The organism is Chlamydiota bacterium, assembly GCA_016178055.1.
Taxonomy (GTDB): domain Bacteria; phylum Auribacterota; class JACPWU01; order JACPWU01; family JACPWU01; genus JACOUC01.
Map to the genome: position 1 here is coordinate 1 of JACOUC010000077.1, position 18,630 is coordinate 18,630.

At 40.8% G+C, this 18,630-nt stretch carries 20 protein-coding genes; 2 read left to right on the forward strand and 18 right to left on the reverse strand.

From position 1 onward, the window contains the following. Positions 1-77: 77 nt before the first annotated feature. Positions 78-1,277: an ATP-binding protein gene (locus HYS07_10915; protein MBI1871682.1), complete on the reverse strand. Its 1,200-nt coding sequence runs from the start codon at positions 1,275-1,277 to the stop codon at positions 78-80. Positions 1,278-1,800: 523 nt separating this feature from the next. On the opposite strand from HYS07_10915, the gene HYS07_10920 reads away from it, so the two are divergent. Beyond that, positions 1,801-2,355: a DUF4143 domain-containing protein gene (locus tag HYS07_10920; GenBank protein MBI1871683.1), complete on the forward strand. Its 555-nt coding sequence runs from the start codon at positions 1,801-1,803 to the stop codon at positions 2,353-2,355. Between the two features lie 2 nt (positions 2,356-2,357). Here HYS07_10920 and HYS07_10925 read toward each other — a convergent pair whose 3' ends face one another. The 6 genes from HYS07_10925 to HYS07_10950 all read right to left on the reverse strand — a co-directional run bounded on the left by HYS07_10925 (position 2,358) and on the right by HYS07_10950 (position 6,447). Continuing rightward, on the reverse strand, positions 2,358-2,534 hold the full coding sequence (locus tag HYS07_10925) for a hypothetical protein (protein ID MBI1871684.1): 177 nt from the start codon (positions 2,532-2,534) through the stop codon (positions 2,358-2,360). Beyond that, positions 2,531-3,067 carry a nucleotidyltransferase gene (locus tag HYS07_10930; GenBank protein ID MBI1871685.1) on the reverse strand — a complete coding sequence of 179 codons (537 nt, stop codon included), beginning with the start codon at positions 3,065-3,067 and terminating at the stop codon, positions 2,531-2,533. Before HYS07_10930 ends, HYS07_10925 begins: the two co-directional genes overlap by 4 nt. Before the next feature lie 70 nt (positions 3,068-3,137). Then, on the reverse strand, positions 3,138-3,995 hold the full coding sequence (gene ispH / locus HYS07_10935; protein ID MBI1871686.1) for a 4-hydroxy-3-methylbut-2-enyl diphosphate reductase: 858 nt from the start codon (positions 3,993-3,995) through the stop codon (positions 3,138-3,140). A 115-nt stretch (positions 3,996-4,110) separates the two neighbouring features. Continuing rightward, entirely contained in the window at positions 4,111-4,290 is a 180-nt protein-coding gene (locus tag HYS07_10940; GenBank protein MBI1871687.1) for a hypothetical protein, read from the reverse strand. After that, complete coding sequence (locus HYS07_10945) at positions 4,287-4,784, reverse strand: nucleotidyltransferase family protein (GenBank protein MBI1871688.1); 498 nt, start codon at positions 4,782-4,784, stop codon at positions 4,287-4,289. Before HYS07_10945 ends, HYS07_10940 begins: the two co-directional genes overlap by 4 nt. A gap of 1 nt (position 4,785) precedes the next feature. Beyond that, entirely contained in the window at positions 4,786-6,447 is a 1,662-nt protein-coding gene (locus HYS07_10950) for a phosphotransferase (GenBank protein ID MBI1871689.1), read from the reverse strand. A 113-nt stretch (positions 6,448-6,560) separates the two neighbouring features. Here HYS07_10950 and mutY point away from each other — a divergent pair, with 113 nt between their 5' ends. Continuing rightward, on the forward strand, positions 6,561-7,625 hold the full coding sequence (gene mutY, locus HYS07_10955) for an A/G-specific adenine glycosylase (protein ID MBI1871690.1): 1,065 nt from the start codon (positions 6,561-6,563) through the stop codon (positions 7,623-7,625). A gap of 12 nt (positions 7,626-7,637) precedes the next feature. Here the strand turns inward: mutY and HYS07_10960 are convergent, their stop codons facing one another. From HYS07_10960 to HYS07_11010, 11 genes are all read right to left on the reverse strand, one after another. Then, positions 7,638-7,889 (reverse strand): CopG family transcriptional regulator, encoded by a 252-nt coding sequence (locus HYS07_10960; GenBank protein MBI1871691.1) that lies wholly within the window; start codon positions 7,887-7,889, stop codon positions 7,638-7,640. A 15-nt stretch (positions 7,890-7,904) separates the two neighbouring features. Next, entirely contained in the window at positions 7,905-8,633 is a 729-nt protein-coding gene (locus HYS07_10965; protein MBI1871692.1) for an acyltransferase, read from the reverse strand. A gap of 41 nt (positions 8,634-8,674) precedes the next feature. Continuing rightward, positions 8,675-8,950, reverse strand: coding sequence for an antitoxin (locus tag HYS07_10970; GenBank protein ID MBI1871693.1), 276 nt, complete (start codon positions 8,948-8,950; stop codon positions 8,675-8,677). A 1-nt stretch (position 8,951) separates the two neighbouring features. After that, on the reverse strand, positions 8,952-9,227 hold the full coding sequence (locus HYS07_10975) for a BrnT family toxin (GenBank protein MBI1871694.1): 276 nt from the start codon (positions 9,225-9,227) through the stop codon (positions 8,952-8,954). A 171-nt stretch (positions 9,228-9,398) separates the two neighbouring features. After that, positions 9,399-9,626: a type II toxin-antitoxin system MqsA family antitoxin gene (locus HYS07_10980; protein ID MBI1871695.1), complete on the reverse strand. Its 228-nt coding sequence runs from the start codon at positions 9,624-9,626 to the stop codon at positions 9,399-9,401. Then, a complete protein-coding gene (locus HYS07_10985) occupies positions 9,623-9,934 on the reverse strand; it encodes a DUF4258 domain-containing protein (GenBank protein MBI1871696.1) in 312 nt (103 codons plus the stop codon). The genes HYS07_10980 and HYS07_10985 overlap by 4 nt, the downstream gene beginning before the upstream one ends. 87 nt (positions 9,935-10,021) lie before the next feature. Beyond that, positions 10,022-10,258 (reverse strand): toxin-antitoxin system HicB family antitoxin, encoded by a 237-nt coding sequence (locus tag HYS07_10990; protein MBI1871697.1) that lies wholly within the window; start codon positions 10,256-10,258, stop codon positions 10,022-10,024. 37 nt (positions 10,259-10,295) lie between these two features. Then, the gene (gene asnB / locus HYS07_10995) at positions 10,296-12,209 is read right to left on the reverse strand and encodes an asparagine synthase (glutamine-hydrolyzing) (protein ID MBI1871698.1); all 1,914 of its coding nucleotides are present in this window, start codon (positions 12,207-12,209) and stop codon (positions 10,296-10,298) included. A 64-nt stretch (positions 12,210-12,273) separates the two neighbouring features. Continuing rightward, a complete protein-coding gene (locus HYS07_11000; protein MBI1871699.1) occupies positions 12,274-13,938 on the reverse strand; it encodes an SGNH/GDSL hydrolase family protein in 1,665 nt (554 codons plus the stop codon). Positions 13,939-14,064: 126 nt separating this feature from the next. Next, positions 14,065-15,108 (reverse strand): polysaccharide deacetylase family protein, encoded by a 1,044-nt coding sequence (locus HYS07_11005; protein ID MBI1871700.1) that lies wholly within the window; start codon positions 15,106-15,108, stop codon positions 14,065-14,067. Positions 15,109-15,268: 160 nt separating this feature from the next. Continuing rightward, positions 15,269-18,613 carry a glycosyltransferase family 39 protein gene (locus HYS07_11010; protein ID MBI1871701.1) on the reverse strand — a complete coding sequence of 1,115 codons (3,345 nt, stop codon included), beginning with the start codon at positions 18,611-18,613 and terminating at the stop codon, positions 15,269-15,271. Between the last annotated feature and the right edge of the window lie 17 nt (positions 18,614-18,630).

Consider the following 18,630-nt stretch of genomic DNA (forward strand, 5'->3'; position numbering starts at 1 on the left):
CCTTGTGCCCCTTGCATGGATTGCCCGATGAATCGGGCGACTACTAGGGGAATCAAGTGCATATGCCTATAAGTAAATCAACTTTTTCCAGAGTTTGATGCTATGGATTCTCTTTTTTGAATTTCCCAAACTTGATCCCAAGGATGGAGGGTCACCTCTTTTTGCACGAAGGATTCTGAAACGGGAGACAACCGATACAACCCTACAACCTTCTTCTTCAGAATCTCCTTCGCATCTAAAAGTTGTTTCAAATCCTGCGACCCTAAGGTTCTCCGATACTTAATTTCATAAAGCGCCCAAGAAGTTCCGCGTCTCAGCATCAGATCTACTTCCAATCCCGTCTTGGCCTGAATGTAGTAATGCTCTGGAACCTCCCCCTCGGCCGCGTGAAATTTAATAAAATTTGTAATGACAAGTGTTTCAAAGAGAGCACCCAACTGGGGTGAATGAGGAATCAATGAAGCATTTCTGAATCCCATGAGATAGGAGGCAAGCCCCGTATCCATAAAATAAATCTTGGGACTTTTGCGAATGCGCGAAGACAAATTTTCATAAAACGGCTCTATCAGATGAACCTGATAGGTCTGGATCAAGATAGAAAGCCATCTTTGAGCCGTGGGTTGAGAAATACCACAATCCCGAGCCAACTCGCTTAGGTTTAAAATCTGACCTGTTCGAATTGCACACAGACGAATAAAACGTTCGAAAGAGAGGAGGTTACCCACTTGAGTCAGATTTCTCACATCCCTTTCCAGATAGGTTCGAAGATAACTTCCAAACCAGTGGGATGGTTTGAGATCCCGTTTCATCCAAAGTTCTGGAAACGTACCCCGATAAAGAATCTGGGCAATATCCCTTTCCTCATGAAGAGGCCCCTTGGGCAAAGGAAGCTCCTCACGTTCGAGTCCATAGAGGGAAAGGAGACCCACCCGCCCAGCCAAGGATTGACTCACCTGCTCCATCATCAGAAAATTTTGAGACCCTGTCAGAACAAATTGTCCCGTCTTTTGGCGATCTTGATCAATGAGACCTTGGAGATAACTTGTCAGATGGGGAACGTACTGAAATTCATCAAAAATAACAGGGGGAGGATAATGACTTAAGAAAGAGCGCGGATCGTCCTGAGCTTGCCCTCGCACGTCGGGATCTTCCAGCAATACATAGCGATGGGATTTTGACAAAAGAGATTTCAGAAGAGTGGTTTTCCCAACCTGACGAGCCCCTGTCAAAACCACGGCCGGGAAACTCCTCAAATATTCCTCTAATATCCCTTTCACCTTCCTTTTGATCATACAGGTAGGATAGAATATCCAAATTTAATATTCAATATTTATTTTGGAAAATAGACGGCAAGGTCAAAAATAATTTAGAGAAACCATATAACTATTTGATATTAGGCTCGTTATATTTCATTTAAAAAAGGTCTTTTGAGTGCACACTTTGTTTATTATTTTGACATTCATAAACAGGAGAAGACTTAATTTTCTTAAAAAGCAGAAAGGCCCGATTTCGCATAAATTTCATACAACTGAAAATTTGACATGACAAAATTTCAGTGCTATATTTTTATGTCATGTGAACCATTTCCCCTTTTATACAAAAAGATTTAGAGAAAAAATTCGTGCTTTTGGCTGGGCCACGACAAGTCGGGAAAACTCACCTATCGAAAGAAATCCTTAAAACGCTGAGTGGACATTTTTCCAAGCCAATGAAGAGAATCATCTCCGTTGGTCCTCTCAAAGAAGAGAGCTTCTGGTCAGAGAAGACATTCGAGACCTTACTCAGGTCATCCATCTAAGCTTGATCGAACACCTCATCTTACTCTTGCCCAGTCGCATTGGCTCTGTCCTGAGTGTGAATAATCTAAGGGAGGATTTGCAAGTGGCCTATAACACCGTTCGATCATGGTTGGAAATTCTCGAAAGGCTCTATATTCTTTTTACGCTCAAACCCTACACTTCCAAGCTGAGTCGATCTGTTCACAAGGAAAGAAAAATATACCTCTGGGACTGGTCTCAAATTAAGGATGAAGGAGCCCGATTTGAAAATTTTGTCGCGAGCCATTTATGGAAAGCGGTTCAGACCTGGCAAGACTTGGGCATGGGTGACTTTGACTTAGGGTTCTTACGAGACCGAACGCAAAGAGAGGTTGATTTCTGTATCACAAAAGACCGTAAGCCCTGGCTTTTAATAGAGGCAAAGCTTTCAGACACACAACCGTCTGAAGCCCTCTCTTATTTTTCCAATCGCTTAGGGGTTCCCGCACTACAGCTGGTGAGATCAAAGGGAATGGACAAAAGAGTTGGGCCGATTCGCGTTGTGAGTGTAGGTTGTTGGCTCTTGCAATTGCCTTAATCCTACAGTACAAACTTCACATTTACTGCGGAGATTTTTATCCAGGCGTTGTAGGCTTCTTGATTAAAAAAGTATTTCTGAAAAAGTTTAAAAAACTCAATATATTCATCCATGGAAACAATGGGAGGTGGCATTGCACCCTCTTTAATAACAGGGAGGTTTAAATTTAAATCGCTCATTTGAAAACCTCTAATATTTTGGAATAAACTTCTTCCGTTCCAAATTTCAGACATAATTGTCGAAACTCTTCGGTAGTGATATTCATTTCATTATTTTTGATTAAGTCAAAAATATCCAACAAATCTTTAGGCCCCCTTCTGGGATTGTTCTTAAGGGCATGTAGTTTCAAGGCAATCAGATGATTTAAAGAGGGAACCTTAAAATCTAACCCTCCTAATTTTACAGGCCTAGCTTCTTGAAGTATTTTGTCAAGAGTCGTTCGATCGACCAAGACAAAATCTACAATCATTCCGGCTATACCAGCAGGCCGTAATCTAACAAAAAAGTCCCCTTCATCAAATTTCTGATAGCCATTTTTTTCCATCACTCTAACAGCACTCTGAAAATCTTCTAAGGCCATCAGAAAATCCACATCCAATGTGCTCCGACTCACTTTATAGAAATTGACTGCAAAACCACCAATTAAAATATAGGGAATTTTTGCTTTTTCGAATTCTCTCGAAACAAGTTCAAAAGGATTTTCATAAGCCATAACTTTCTCCCATCTTTATAGAGATCATCTACAATGGACTGTAGACTTTCTTTAAATCTCAGTCCCACGCTCAAATCAGCTCATTGGATTGAGTGAGTTCCTTGAGGCGATTCACCACTTCTTGAATGATCCAGTCTGGCGTTGAGGCCCCGGCTGAAACTCCAATCGTTCTAGCATTTTGAAACCATTCAAGTTTAACATCTTCAGGAGATTCAACTTGATGGCTTCGGGGATTTAAGGAAAGGGAAATTTCGGTGAGACGGCAGGTATTGGCACTTTTAAAAGAGCCTACAATAATCATCACATCATTTTCCAAAGGTAAATGCCTAATTTCTCTCTGATAGGCCTTGGTGGGACCACAAATTGTATCCACGAATTTGAGTTCCCCTACACGAGCTGATAATTCAGCAATGACCCGCTTCACATTATCAATATTCTGAGTCGATTGGGTCACCACACCCAGCTTTTTAATTCTTCTGGGAATGGCTTGAGGAACCTCTTCTGGTTTGGAAATAACAATAGCGTTTTTCACTTGGGCCGCTATCCCGCGGACCTCATCATGCCCATGATCTCCAATGACCACAATTTGAAAACCTTCTTTGTCCAGTTCTCGTACAATCTCATGAATTTCCAAAACCAACGGGCAGGTAGCATCGAGAATATTAAAACCTAACCTTTTTGCATCATCATACACTTGGGGAGTACTTCCATGGGCTCTTAAAAGCAATGTTCCTTTTGGAGTCCCCTCAAGATCCTCAACAACCTTCACTCCCGCATTGTCAATCTTTTGAACCACATGTTCATTATGGACAATGTCCCCCAGCATGACAACGTTGTCATGCTCACCGCTTGCCTTAAGGGCAGCATTCACGGCAAGTTTCACTCCAAAACAAAATCCGCCATGTCTTGCAATATTAATCTGTGGCATAAAATTCACCCCTGGAAGGGAATTGTATCAAAAATCTCTAAATTTTCCAGACATAATTTAAAATTACAACTCATTCTACAGGAATATGTTGAATAAAAAATTATCAGTCCTAATACTACGCCTTGACGGAATCATTTCTTAACTCTTTTAGTTTTTTACGAATCCGTTTTACAAAGGGTGAGTCATATTTCAAATTGAATTGATGCATTTCATAAAGCCATTCAAGCTTTTTACGGGGAGAAATCTTCATCCACCTTTTTAATTTCTCCTCTTGAGTTTTCCATTCAAAGTTCATGGTTTGCCTTTTAGTTTTTTGATGATTTTGAGTTCTTCGATATCCAGTTTATCAATCGCTCGACCCGCAGCCTTTTTCATCTTAATTAAATCATCCATGGAAATCAAAGGCACAACCAAACTTCCCACTTTAACCTTTAACTCTTTTTTACTCGCATTTTCGTAACAAACGGGCGAATGGATAATAATATCTACTTCTTTCATATCAGAATCTTTATAAAAATTAAAAGCCCTCATGTGCTTTTTCGAAATCCATTCATGCCGTGTATTTTTGTCAGCAATCTTCATGGGATCGAGAGGTTGTCGGACTTGATAGCCTTGTCTCTTTAAAATTTTTACCACCTTCGCCAAATTCTCATCACTCATCTCTACCAGAATATCCAAATCAAAGGTATTTCTCAAAGCACCATGAAGATTCAGGGCAATCCCTCCAACCAAGACATATTTGACATGCTGTTTTTGAAATTCTTTAAACACTTCTTCGTAAAGGATCATTTTAGGTGATTATACAATAAGCTGATTCATTTTGAGTTACCTTTTTTAGAGTCTCTTTAAGCCCTTCAAACCCTGCAAGCATCTCTACATTCTCCGAAAGACGAGCCAGGGCAACAGGAATATATTCTAAAAATTGTTTCTTCCCCTTCTTTAATCCCAGAAATCCATAGGCGCCCAAGGCCTGCATGAGGCGTTGAAGTGAGGCAAGGAGATAAATTTTTATGAAATGCTCGGCTTCCTCAGAAGAAAAACCCTCTTTCAGATAGAAATTAAAAAGATGCGATCTCTCTACATCCCTTAAAGAAACATACGGGTCCCAGAGAAGCGACGCAAGATCGTAAGCGGGCAGGCCCAGTCTCATCCCCTGAAAATCAATTAAATAGGGATGATCATTTTTCATCATGATGTTTTTGGATTGAAGGTCCCGATGAATCAGCACATTTTTTTCTTTTGATAAAAGTTCAGCCAAAGTCTTGCAATCTTCATCAAATCTCTTTCTTAATCCGTATGGAAATTGAAAATGAAAAAAGGCCTTGAGGCAATTTTCTTCAAAGTAACTAGACTCCCAGAGATAGGTACGCTCGGTGAAAGGAGGACAAATTTGAAATTTTAATTTTTGATACTGAGAAGCCCCTTCTCGATGAAGTTTTGAAATCTCTTGAATCACCTCTTCATAAAATTTTAAAACTTCTCCCCGAGATTTTTCTCCAAAGGCATGGCATAAGCTTAAATCCCCTAAATCTTCAACCCAAACAATCCCTCGCTCTGGATCCGAATACTCAACTACTGGAACTGAAAGTCCGATACTTTTAAGAAAACATGCAATGTCTACATAATAAGCATTTTCTTTTTTCTCCTTCCCGTAGTGCATGACAATCAAAGAATCTGATTTTCTTTCTGTTCGATAATACAGGCGATCAGAGCCATCCTGCCCTAAACGATGGAGAGGAAAAGGGGTTCGATAGCGGCCCAGAATCAAATCCTCCTGAACCTTTCGATAGGTCCGAATATCGCCAATATCCTGCCAGTAACACTCTGGCCACAGAAAACCTCCTATTTTTTTCCCCTGACGAATTAAATCTAGATACACATCAACAATGGACACAGCTCTTCTAGGAGGGATATATTCCAACAAAGCCGGTTCTAGAATATGAATCCCTGAGAAGGAATATTTTGGATGAGTTGTATTTTCCAAAACTCCTCTTAAATCGCTAATCTTTCCTCTTTCATCCAGGGCTACATTGGGATTGGCGGATGAGGTTGTCAAAATCATCGTGGCGAGATTTTCCTCCTTTTGATGATGGTGAATGGCCGAAGCTAAATCACCATCGGTCAAGATATCGCCGTTATAGACAATAAATGTTCCATCCTTAAAAAATGCCTCGCACTTTTTAATTCCTCCACCTGTGTCTAAAAGCACAGGCTCAAAAGAATAATTGATTTTTAGGCCCTGATGATCAAAACCAAACATGGCTTGATAAACCTCGGGACAATGATGGGTATTCATCACCACTTCTTGAACTCCAACCGATTTCAAATGTTCAAAAACATATTCAAGCATGGGCCTTCCCATGATCGGCACCGTCGGCTTGGGACGCCACTCAGTCAAAGGCCGTAAACGCTGTCCCAAACCCGCTCCTAAGATAAAAGCACGATGAGACATAATTCCCCTGATAAAAAATTCATAACAGTTTTAATAACGAAAACTCAAAAAAAGTCGAAAATTACTTTTTGCCATAGATAATCATAACTGATTTTGCCAGAATGAGCTTCCAAATGGAAAAAAAATCCTTTACCCATACCCTTCAAATCCAAAAAAAACTCTTGGCTTGGTATCACCAATATAAAAGAGATCTTCCCTGGCGACAAACCAAAGACCCCTATGCGATCTGGGTTTCTGAGATGATGCTTCAGCAAACCCAGGTTAAAACAGTGATTCCTTATTATGAGAGATGGATCAGGAAATTTCCCAATGTTAAAAAACTGGCCCAAGCTCCTCTTGATCAAGTTTTGAAACACTGGGAAGGGCTCGGCTACTACTCAAGAGCTCGAAATCTTCATAAAGGGGCCCAATGGATCGTTGAAAAATATGGTGGAAGAATTCCTCAAACCTCCAAAGAATTGATCGAGCTTCCAGGGATCGGGCTCTATACAGCCAATGCCATTGCGAGCATTGCCTTTGATAAAGATGTGCCGGTCGTCGATGGAAATGTTAAGCGTGTTCTTTCCCGTATTTTCTTACTGTCCAATGATCCAGGAAAAATCTATAAAGAGGCTGAGCGACTCCTCGTAAAAGGCGAGGCCAATTCCTTTAACCAAGCCATGATGGAATTGGGAGCCACCGTTTGTATGCCACAAAATCCTGTTTGTCTTTTATGTCCTATTCAATCTGACTGTAAGGCCTTTCAACAAGGTCTCCAAGGAAAATATCCTATTGCGGAAAAAAGAATCGTTCAAAAAAATATTAAAACGTTTGGGGGCCTCATTTGGAAAAAAGGAAAACTTCTCATCCGGCAACGACCCCTCAAAGGTCTTTTGGGAGGACTCTGGGAATTTCCAACCTATGTCACAAAGAATGGTGAGGGAACGACCGCTTATTTTGAGCACCTAAAAAAGGAAGTACAGCTTCAAATTAAAATAGGTAAAAAAATCGGCGATTTTAAACACATCTACACCCATCTTATCGAATGGCTCGAAATCTATGACTATGAATGGGTAGAAGGGCAAATTCCTCGCACCCTCAAAAAAACTTGGGTGTGGGTAAGTCCTGAAAAGCTTAAGGATTTTCCTTTCTCAGGAATTTGCGCAAAGGTGAGAGAAAAGGTTCAGAATAAAGACTGAAAAGCGCCCCCTTTATACAGCCTCCTCTTTCAAGCGCTCATAGATCCAAAGTTTGATCAGAGGCTGACGAGCAACTCCAATTCTATCAGCAATTCGATCAATTTGTTCAATCTCTCTGAGCGGTAAATCAAGATTAATCTTTTTCATTTGCATCTTTTTAACAATGCCTCGTTGACAAAAATCTTCTGATAGATCTTCAGATTCTAAGGCCAAATCCATTTCTGCATCATTCTTGAATTTTCTCAAAAAAGACCTTTTCTTCATTTTTTCTCGCCCTCCTTACAGGCTTTTTACCACCTTTGCTGGTACCCCAACCGCAACGGATTTTTCTGGGATGGATTGAGTCACCACCGATCCTGCCCCGATGACGCTCCCTGATCCAATTGAAGCACCGTCCAGGACAACAACCTTTGCCCCTAACCAAACATTCGCTCCAATCGATAAAGGTCCATGAGTGAGGGTCCCTTCTTGATCCACAAATTTGACGGGGCTTTCGTAGTCATAGCTCCCCCCGCTCATACAATAGCAATCAGCGGCCAAGAGAGCCCCCTGTCCTAAACAAAGTTGGTTGGACGAGAAGAGAATGGTACGATGCCCGAGATTCACCCGATTTTCTAAAACGATATTTCCATCCTTGCAATAAATAATACATTGGCGTCCGATGAAAACATTCTCTCCTATTTGAATACCTTTATTTTGGATTCCCTTGGCATCCAACAGGACATAATCATCAATGATAGAACCTTCTCCAATTTCTATTTTTTGAGGATGACGAAGGGTTATGTGATGGCCAAAAACAACGCCTTTACCAACTTTCCCAAGAATCCAGGGATAAGTCCACTTTCGAAGAAGAAGTCCCAAAGCCCCAGAAATTCCGCCAAATAAAAGGGTGATGAGTTCAAACTTGAATAAAAACCAGAGGCTCCGGCTCCCTACCACTAAATCCTGATACTGGCGAAGCGCCGATCCAGAATGGCCTTTTTGAATTTTGAAACTAGATGCGGTCATAGTGGCCAAAACGAAGTGATTATAGACTAATAATCTTATTGTTAAGCAGCAATGAGGGTACCCGACACGTATTGATGGAGAATACTTGCAACCAATGTTTGATAAGGAATGCCCCTTTCAACAGCTTTGACCTTGATTCTGTTTAAATCAGCTTTTGAAATTCTGATATTCATTCGCTGATCCTTGCGAAGGGTATTCTTGGCTATTTGCATATAACGAGCTAATTCTGATTTGTTGGGTCTAGCCAACTTCCATTCTCCCTTTTCGATTGCGTCGAGAATTTCCAACTCCTCTGTGTCTAATGAATACGGTTTCATTCTAATCACCTCCGAACAAATATTGTTTTGTCAGTTTACGACTTGGAAAAATAGTTTTAAGAAAAAGAGCGCCCTTCTCTTCCACAAAAGGGACAATATAGATATATTGGTTGACCGAAACAACGAACTGTTTCTGATGACTATACTTGCCCTTCCCTTGCACTGTAGCTATTACATCTCCCTGCTCAATATGTGATACGATAGCCTCAAAAGATATTCCCCTCTCTTTAATGAGCTTCAAATTTTTCTCTGGGTCCCACTTGAAAAGTATTTCCATAGTTCCTATAAGAAAAGATAATAAAAAAGTGTGCCTTTTGTCAACACATTCTCTTCACCCGCCCAAGCCTTCAATCTTAGCTAGCCAGAATGCCCTTTTTGAATTTTGAAGCTAGATGCGGTCATAGTGGCCAAAACGAAGTGATTAAAAAAGGCGAACACACCAGATGAATCATGATGCAAAACGAAAGACAGGTACTTTCAGTGTTTTAGAAGCATGATCCGCTTCGATAACCTTTTGCAATTTGTCAACAACTTCAGGCGAGAAATATTCCTCACCACAGTTTTCACAAATAGATGCCGGCACATTCTCAACAGCAATCAATCGATTCCGATACCATTGAGTATAGGTGATCTCCTTGAGATCCGTCTTGCCGTGACAAACAGAACACTCGTTCATCTTTGCCTCCTCCTAATTTTATGATCGATCCACTCCTTTGGGTTAGGCTCATAAACAGTTACAACACTGATCATTGGCAAAAGGGCTATCTGAATATGTAAAACCCTTCCACTCTTTGCTTGTCCACAGATAAGGCAACTGGGGCCATATTTATCTGTCGGATATTGTTCAATAATTTCTCCTCCAAGAATGGACTCTTCAATCTCTTCACCACTTACTCTTCTCGCAATTCTTTGCTCTGCAGCATGTTTTGTATAACGAAATTTATACTCACTGAATGCCCTACGAATTTTCCCTATATCCATCATGGATGATACCATAAATTTTTCTTCCCAACCATCTCGTACCAAACCTTCAATCTTAGCTAGTCAGAATGCCCCTTTTGAATTTTGAAGTTAGATGCGGTCATACGATGCTGGTTCTATATTGGATACCTTGCTTAAGGCCTTTAAAAAAGTTTTTCTATTTCCTTTATTTGCCCGTTTTCCCAAATACTCTTCTGTCGTAAGCGCTGAGATTTTTTCGGCCAGGGCAAGCGTAATCATTTGATTAATCGACACGTGTTCTCTTCCGGCAAGAGAACGGACAAATCGATGTAAAGAATTTGGTAGTCTGAGGCTAATGTTACTCATGGGAGTTCTCCTATCTTTTTCAACAACTCTAATTCGATTACACTGAACCCCTTGGCACGCCTTGGCCTAAAACAAAAATCTTATGCCATAAGGCTAAGTTCATGAGGGCCCAGAGGATGTGATTATGGTTGTGAGTTCGGGCAACATGCTGCTGAATCAGAAGATTAATGTAATCTCTTTTTAAATATTGTTTAATGAGGGGCGACTCATTCAAGAGTTCAATCATATAATTTTTCAACTCTTGTCGAAGCCAGTTTTTAATGGGAAAGCTGTAGCCTTGTTTTCCTCGCTCAACAATATTTTCAGGGAGAATGCCTCGAAGAGAATCCCTAAAAATGGCCTTCGTCCTAAAACCTTCTAGCTTCCATTCACTTGGAATCGTGGCGCTAAATTCAATAAATTCATAATCCAAAAAAGGAACACGGACTTCTAAGGCACTCGCCATACTCATTTTATCGACCTTCATCAAGACACTTTCTGGCATGGTAAATCGAAGGTCAATATACATTTCTTGATCTAACCTGTCTTTTGAAGAAGAGTGTGAAAGTATTTTTTCAATTTTTTCAAAGGGGCCTCCATGGGCGTATTGCAAAACCTCATCCGAAAAAAGAAGAGAACTATTTTTAGGATTTAAAAAATACTGCCAGCGCATGTGATGGCCAGCTTCGGGAAGACTGGAACCGTCCATAAACCGCCTGATCACATTAAAAAGGCCTTTCTTTTGAGATTGATCGGGTAATTTTTCAATCAAAGGACTTAAAAGATGCTGACGAAGTACATTAGGTATTCTCTGAAAAAGTTGATCAAATTTACTCGCCTTAAATCGATCGTATCCCACAAAAACCTCATCCCCGCCCTCCCCACTCAAGCAAACCGTCACTTTTTCCTTCGCCTTTTTACAAATCAACATAAAAGGAATGGTCGATAAATCAGTCATCGGTTCATCCAAATGCCAAACTGCTTTTTCAAAAAGAGGGATGGTGATGGGTTCAATCATCATTTCTGTGTGATCCGTCTTAAATTGTTTTGAGACTTGTCTAGCGTAATCAAGCTCACTGAACGAAGGATCCTCATACCCCAAAGAAAAAGTTTTCACCGGCTCTTTCATGTGACGCGTCATGAGGGCTACGACAGAGCTAGAATCTAAACCTCCAGAAAGAAAAACTCCGAGGGGAACATCACTGATGAGTCTTTTGCGAACGGATTCGCTTAAGCGGTCAATGATTTCATTTTGGAGCTTTTGACGATTAGCTCCCCTTCGATGGCGCTTAGAATCAAACTTGATATCCCAATAACGTTCGATTTGAATTTGCCCATTTTTGAAGAGGAGCCAATGGCTGGGGGCGAGTTTATGAATATCGCGAAACATTGTCTCTCTCGCCGGAACAAATTCATAGCCCAAATAGTCATAAATCGCTTGTGGATTTGGATCACGAGAAATACCTGAATACTTCAACATCGCCTTGATTTCTGAGGCAAAAACAAATTTTCGATTCTGATGATAATAATAGAGGGGCTTTACACCTAATCGATCTCTGACTAAAAAAAGTTCATGCTGGGTAGAATCCCAAATGGCAAAAGCGAACATGCCATTAAAAAGGTGGAGGGCCTCCTTCCCATATTCGCCGTAAGCATGGAGAATCACTTCGGTATCACATTGGCTTGTGAAGATATGACCTTTTGCTTCAAGGTCATGTTTTACTTCCTTAAAATTATAGATTTCTCCATTAAAAACAACCCAAAGGGGGCGTGCACATTTGGCACAAGAGGCATTGGACATGGGCTGGCGACCATGCTCACTTAGATCGAGAATGCTCAAACGCTGGTGGGCCAAAGAAATTTCCTCTTCGACATGAAAGCCCTGCTGGTCAGGCCCTCGATGGGCGATCTCTCGACCCATGGCTTGTACTAATGGAGCATCCTTCCAATTAAAACCTGCGATTCCACACATCAAAACAGTTTAAAGTTTAAAGTTGAAAAACAAAAGCAAAAAGGACAGTTAAAAATCAACGAATCTAAACCTTAGCCCATCTTCTCATTCCTTTAAACATCAGAAAAACGAAAGTGAGAAAAAGAAGGGGTTCCAAATTCAAATTCCATTTATCAGGAAATTTAGGTTGAACCGTTCCACATCCACCACCCCCTCCCCCTCCTTTAATGCCTTCGATTCCACTAAACCAGGTTTGAGCAAGAATTTCATAACCTGAACCATTGAAATGAACATGGTCCGTATATAAACTTTCAAAATTGGACTTTGAACTAATGGCCGCATAATTATCAACCAGGGTGGCTCCTTTTGACCCTGCTAAACCACGAATGAGACTATTCGTATTTTCTACATTTCCATTGTGATTATCTAATCGTGGTGTAATGGTCGAAACGACGGGACGCGTTCCAAAGGCAATGGCCCGATTGACCATCTCCCCTAAGTTAAAAGTGATTGATTCAGGCGATCTTTCATCTCCCGCGTCATTGGTCCCTTCCATAATTAAAATAAATTCAGGATTATCTGCACTCAAAACTGAATTAATCCTCGAAAGACCATCAACAGTTCTTTCTCCACCCACACCCCGATTAACAACAGTGGAAGCACCAAATTTTGATGTAAGTTTTCCTTGTAAACGAGAAGGGTAACCTCCGGAACCGTCTTCTGGAAACCCTGAGGTAATGCTGTCTCCAAAAGCCGAGTAAACATTGGCATTGGTTGCGGCCCAAGCTTCACTGCCATTTACTTTTAAAAATTTTTTAAGCCAGGCAAGGGCTTGTCCTCGAGACGGAGCACTGATCGCTGAATCCAAAAGAATGATTTGTGAACCCCGTTCACGCTCATTTTGATACCAGACGGATTGAGTATGGACAACCCCTTGATTTTTCCAGACATCTAAAAAGATGGATTCAAGAGAAAGAGGAATTGAAAAAGGTTTCGTCCAGCCATCCCCTTCCTTCTGACTTGAAAATACCTTGCCGTCCCGATAAAAGAGAAGATTCGGTTTCCCATCTTTTAACATGAGAGAGGGAAATGACCCCGCGGTTTTTTCCAATGGGAAAAGCTGGGCTTGAGAACCCCAGCTTCCTTGATCCCAAACTCTAAAAAAAAGCTCGTATCCCTCTTGATAAAAACCATTCCAGACCACCCATACTTTATGATTAAAAGCCAAAATCGTGGGATCAAGATCCGGCACATTATTTTCTGCATTTAAACGACTCCAAGAAGACCACCCTAAAGATGTTTTAGAAGTCCAATAAATTTCATCTTGCCCCTCTTTGACTCCACAGGCCACCACCCAAATTTGGCCTTCCTCATCGATTGCAACAGAAGGTTCTGAAAATTTAAGATTTGAAGATCCTCCGATTTCTTCTTCAGGCGACCATTTTTCACCATCCCATTTCGAAATATAAACTTCACGACGATCTTCATTTTTCCTGACCCAAACGACAAAGGCCCTTCCTTCTTTATCTAAAGCCATCGCAGGAGAAACATCTGAAACTGCATTATCTTGATTCAAACGTTCTGGTTTAGACCAGACGTCTCCTGTTTTACGAGCATAATAAATTTCCGTGTCGCTTCCGTCAGAACCTGACCAAACCGACCACTGATTGGAGGGAGCCACATCGGCTCCCACGGAAACTGAAACCCAAAAGAAGCTCCCCAAAAAAATTGTCCAAAGATATTTTTTCATCCTAAAGTCTCCTTGATTAATTCAGCGCACTTTGCCTATCTTTCAAATTGAGGGTGATCATACCACAGCTTGCTTTTTACAACCAAGGAAGAATCAATCCTATATTCTTCGAATTTGACTTGAAATCTAAGTGTCCTGTTTCTGAAGATCCGTTTTTAAAGAAAATGTAGATAAACAAAGGACTCTGGCTTTATCCCAAATCTCGAGGGAAGAGAATTGCTTTTTATTTTGACCCTCTTTAAGCGCCCATCGCCATTCTAGAGGTTGATTTCCTAAATCAACCAAGGGAAGCCATCCTTCTTCCTTCCCCTCGTCAGAATAGCAAAGGCGAGGAGCGACTCCTAACATAACGCCTTCATTGCTTACACGAAATATAAACTCGCGATCTCCTTCTTTTTCAAACTCCCTTGAAACAACAAAATGATGGAGTCCTCCAATGACATGAACCCTCGGCAGCTGATACAACTTCATTTTAGCCCCCGTCAAAAGAACCCCTTGATCACAGGTGATCCCCGTCGTAAACCCTGATCGTTTCAGGGCCTCTATCGATTGTAGATTATATTCCCCAAAGGGATAACAAAAGGAATGGGTACGAAATCCCCCAAATTTTCGAATATCCTTGTAGCATCCCCTAACTTCAAAATAGGGATCCTTGATTCTTTTGAAACTTTGATGGCTCTTGCTGTGAGCGCCAAAGGATATCGTCCCCCTTTTGTACATCTCTCGCACTTCACACCAGGTAAGACAATCAACCCCCTCAAATTTTTTACGCTCTTCTCTATCTTTAGCCACGTATTCTGTAATTAAATAGACGATCGCCTTGAAATGATATTTTTTAAGAATGGGTTCTGCTTCAGTTAAGGCGTTTAAATATCCGTCATCAAGGGTAATGATCACGGGCTTCGACGGGAGGGGCTTCCCCCATTTCTCATGAGCTGATAAATCTGAAGGAAGAATGCTCTTATAACCCTTTTCCGAGAGAAATCGGATCTGGGCTTCAAAATCTTCCGGGTCAACCCACCATTTGTCGTTCACCTCTCGACCGATTTTGTGATACATCAAAATTGGAACTTCAAGAACTCGATTTCTCTCAATATAAAAAAATCCAATGAGAGAAAAAAGGAGAAAAATAATTGTGCCTATTGCTAAAAATATTCTTTTTCGTTTCATTAAATTCAAAACCTATATAACCCAAGAACAGAGATAGGAAAATGGAATTCGACGCAACATCTTGGCCATCTTGGCCTTCAGAAAGCCTCGACAGAGACCTCTCAGTGTATGCCTACGTTTTCTTCAGGCCAATCTGGCTCAAGCTGTTGCGTCTCGGTTCTCATTTCCTATCTCCATTCTTGGGTATAACCTTAATCTCACCGATCGTTACAGCCTCTCGGAAATGGGGAAGCTTTGTTTTCAAGACAGGAAGTCGTTCCCCATCCCCTTTCGGGTTCCAAAAACCCACCTGAATTTGATAACGGCCTGGCTCGATCTCCATTGGAACTGAAACGTTACAGGTTTCAGGAATAACCTCCCCTGGAACCCAAAGCTGGGTAGGATATTTTCCCTCCAGAGGATCATGATCCGCCTGAAAAACGGAAGAATCTTTCACAAAGTGAACAAAAATAACATACGAACCTGGAATAGATTGACGACATAGCCAATAATACCGAATTTGAAACTCTTTTCCCCGTTGAACCGGGCTGACAGGAAGATCAAACCCAATCAGGTGAATCCCCCCCTCAAAAGAAATTGAGGCTTTAACAGATGGGGTTATTTCCTTTATAAGTTGCTGAACATGCTCTTTTTCAGAGGCTGATAGTTCTTTAATCTGATTCATCATTTTAAGAAGAGCTCGATGATGAGGAATTCTCTTTAAAACCTTATTCAAAGTATGAATGGCTTGCGGGATCATACCCTTCTTTATTTGAAGTTTTCCTAAAAAAATAGTCGCCTTAACATTTTCAGAATCATATTGAACTGTTTTCTTTGCGTACTTCATAGCCTGATCCCAAGCTTTCTCGTGCCAGGCTAATCGAGATAAGGCTTGATAAAATTTTGATAGATTTTCACGAATGGCGTTTTTAAGATGAGGATAAACCATCACTTTTTTAACAGAGACTTCAGAATCAAATACCTTGACTCTAAATTCCAATTTGCGAGATAGATGACGATGAGTAAAATTGAGTTTGAAGGATGAAAATTGATAGGAATGAAAGTCCTTTGGCTTAAGAATGCGTGAAACAATTTCGCCTTGGGAATAAACATCTATTTGGGCTACGGGGTTTAAAGATCCCTCATGGGGGCGTGCCTGCAATTCAAATGTTACTTGATAAGCCCCCTCTGGCAAATGGATGTAAGGGCCATAAACCAAAAAACCTTGCCTATTCTTTTTGGGATGATAAGTCAGAACGGAATTTTCCCGTCTTCGCAGAGAACCAACCCCTTGCTCGTGGAAAAGCTGATCGGCTCTGTATTCAAACCGATAAAGATGACGATAAAGATTTGGATTTTGCCCAAACAATTTTTGAAATTCATTTTCAAAGGCACTTCCTTTATTCTGATCAACCAAAAACTCCCATTTAGAAAGCGGACTTTTCTTAAAGGCTTTATTAAAATATTCTTCTGCAAGTTTCCAGTCCTTCAAGTAAGTACAGGAAAGGCCCAACCAATAAAAGATATCTTGAGGATAAGAATAGCTTAATAAGGATTGCTGAAGATACTTCGCTGCCCGTGCGTAATCTTTGATTTCAATCGCAGCCATAGCCACTTCAAAAGAGTCAGTCAAAATCTGAAACCCTCCTTGTTGAGAATGTGCATTTTGAGCTGTGACGTTGTAAATCCACTTACAAAAAGGGAATGATCTCTTTGGAATGTTTTCAAGAATCATTTCTTGATAGGATTTTAGATGAACTCGATAAAAATGCCCTGCTAGAGTCACCCTTAATAATTCGGACGAAGGTCCTCCAAAACATCGAAGGCCCAAAATCTCTAAAGGTTGATCACAAACCAACATTCGACGAATCGGAATTCTTCCAAGATTCCCTCCCAAGGCGTCTTTCCCGTAAGGCGAGAAGTCTCCCTTAAAAATCATTTCAAAATCATCTTTAAAGACAAAGGGCTTGGGAAGCCATATGGATTTAGCTCTTTCATCACGAGCCCAATCAAATGCATAGAGAAAAATAGGTACCTGAAAAAAATTTGCCGCCTTCAGTTCGAAACGATGGATAGGTTTATATTGAGTTGATAACTTAAGCCAGACTGGATTTTGATTCCAGCAAGGACGATGGATTTTCATTCCTGAAGCAGAGTACCAATCCGCCTGAGATTGAGCTTCTTCAAAGGTCTGAGAGGTATGAGGGACCACTTTAAAACCTTGATTAGCAAGTTCTGGTTCATAGAGAAGGGACGGCACCATCATCACCTTCGTCGAAAGAGGAAGATTACGCTTTATCCACTCAGCAGCCCAATCTCGCGTGTCTTTTTGACCGATCAGCCAGGACAACTCGACTGAGGAATAAAGGGGATGAATTAAAATAACCATTCCTAAAATTCCAATGAGCATACGCCCAAAAACTTTTAAGGTTTTTATCTCGTGCCACATCCAGAAGAGAGCACCCACCGGGATCAAGGCCAAAAAAGGAGTAAAAGAATCCATATACCGCTCATCAATGAAGCGATTCATCCCTAAAGCCAAAAAATAAAATAGAGGATAAGATAAAAATATTAGAATTTGTCGATGCCGATTGAAAAAAACTGAGAGAATAAATAAAACAAAAATTCCCAACCCATATCCGTCGAGAAGAATCATCCATTCCTTTTTTAAACCCTGAATCAGGGATGTCTGATGAAAAGAGGGATATTGATCCTGAACTCGACCCAACCAGGAACTCGTCAATAAACTAAAGTGTTTCAAATAATAGGGGGTAAAAACAAAGTACGTCAGAAGACCTACCGCCAGAAAAAAAAGGAGATTACGAGCAATAGTTTTGAATGTACTTTTGAAAGAAAAAATCCTCAAAATAGAAGAGGTTAGAATAATCACACATCCCAAGAGACCATTGGGTTTTGTTGCCACAGCCATTCCCCAAACCATCCCACTTAAAGGAAACCATTTCAAATTTCCATCTTCAAAAATTCTTATTCCCATCCAAAGGAGAAGCGCAATGAAGAAAGTGGCAGGTGGTTCTGCATAAGGATAATGTGCATTCAGAATATGAAATGTTGAAAAAGAGAATAAGGCCAAAACAGCGATTCCTCCCCATGCCCCATAAACTCTTCTTCCAATACGATAGACAAGAATTTGGGTCATCATCGCAACCCCATTACAAAAGAGCGTCGCAAGAATGGTATATTTTGCCATGGAAAAGGGTTCACCAACAACCCAGGGTCCCCACCCTAGAGACAAAATACATCGATCAAAAAAGAAGAAGAGGCCCGCAAAGAAATAGAGAATTGCAGGATAGGTGGGAATAACAGGGATCGCCCATAATCCCTTGGAGAAGTCCATCGCCTGATTTAAAATCAATCTTGCATCACTATGAACCGTCCCTCCATTCACCCAATGAAATAAGCCACGAATCCTTAAAAAAAAACCTATAAGGAGAAGGAACCAAAAGGTGAGATTCAAAAAAAGGGATTGATGCTTTTGAGTCCATGCCATTTTGGGAGTGCCCATCATAAAAATGATCCCTCATT

Excerpts from the sequence above, each read along its gene's own strand:
- HYS07_10990 (MBI1871697.1), bottom strand. The coding sequence starts at position 10,258 with ATGAGTAACATTAGCCTCAGACTACCAAATTCTTTACATCGATTTGTC.
- HYS07_10965 (MBI1871692.1), bottom strand. The coding sequence starts at position 8,633 with ATGACCGCATCTAGTTTCAAAATTCAAAAAGGCCATTCTGGATCGGCG.
- HYS07_10950 (MBI1871689.1), bottom strand. The coding sequence starts at position 6,447 with ATGTCTCATCGTGCTTTTATCTTAGGAGCGGGTTTGGGACAGCGTTTA.
- HYS07_10985 (MBI1871696.1), bottom strand. The coding sequence starts at position 9,934 with ATGATGGATATAGGGAAAATTCGTAGGGCATTCAGTGAGTATAAATTT.
- HYS07_10925 (MBI1871684.1), bottom strand. The coding sequence starts at position 2,534 with ATGAGCGATTTAAATTTAAACCTCCCTGTTATTAAAGAGGGTGCAATG.
- mutY (MBI1871690.1), top strand. The coding sequence starts at position 6,561 with ATGGAAAAAAAATCCTTTACCCATACCCTTCAAATCCAAAAAAAACTC.
- HYS07_10945 (MBI1871688.1), bottom strand. The coding sequence starts at position 4,784 with ATGATCCTTTACGAAGAAGTGTTTAAAGAATTTCAAAAACAGCATGTC.
- HYS07_10940 (MBI1871687.1), bottom strand. The coding sequence starts at position 4,290 with ATGAACTTTGAATGGAAAACTCAAGAGGAGAAATTAAAAAGGTGGATG.
- HYS07_10930 (MBI1871685.1), bottom strand. The coding sequence starts at position 3,067 with ATGGCTTATGAAAATCCTTTTGAACTTGTTTCGAGAGAATTCGAAAAA.
- ispH (MBI1871686.1), bottom strand. The coding sequence starts at position 3,995 with ATGCCACAGATTAATATTGCAAGACATGGCGGATTTTGTTTTGGAGTG.
- HYS07_10970 (MBI1871693.1), bottom strand. The coding sequence starts at position 8,950 with ATGAAACCGTATTCATTAGACACAGAGGAGTTGGAAATTCTCGACGCA.
- HYS07_10975 (MBI1871694.1), bottom strand. The coding sequence starts at position 9,227 with ATGGAAATACTTTTCAAGTGGGACCCAGAGAAAAATTTGAAGCTCATT.
- HYS07_10960 (MBI1871691.1), bottom strand. The coding sequence starts at position 7,889 with ATGAAGAAAAGGTCTTTTTTGAGAAAATTCAAGAATGATGCAGAAATG.
- asnB (MBI1871698.1), bottom strand. The coding sequence starts at position 12,209 with ATGTGTGGAATCGCAGGTTTTAATTGGAAGGATGCTCCATTAGTACAA.
- HYS07_11000 (MBI1871699.1), bottom strand. The coding sequence starts at position 13,938 with ATGAAAAAATATCTTTGGACAATTTTTTTGGGGAGCTTCTTTTGGGTT.
- HYS07_10980 (MBI1871695.1), bottom strand. The coding sequence starts at position 9,626 with ATGAACGAGTGTTCTGTTTGTCACGGCAAGACGGATCTCAAGGAGATC.
- HYS07_11005 (MBI1871700.1), bottom strand. The coding sequence starts at position 15,108 with ATGAAACGAAAAAGAATATTTTTAGCAATAGGCACAATTATTTTTCTC.
- HYS07_11010 (MBI1871701.1), bottom strand. The coding sequence starts at position 18,613 with ATGATGGGCACTCCCAAAATGGCATGGACTCAAAAGCATCAATCCCTT.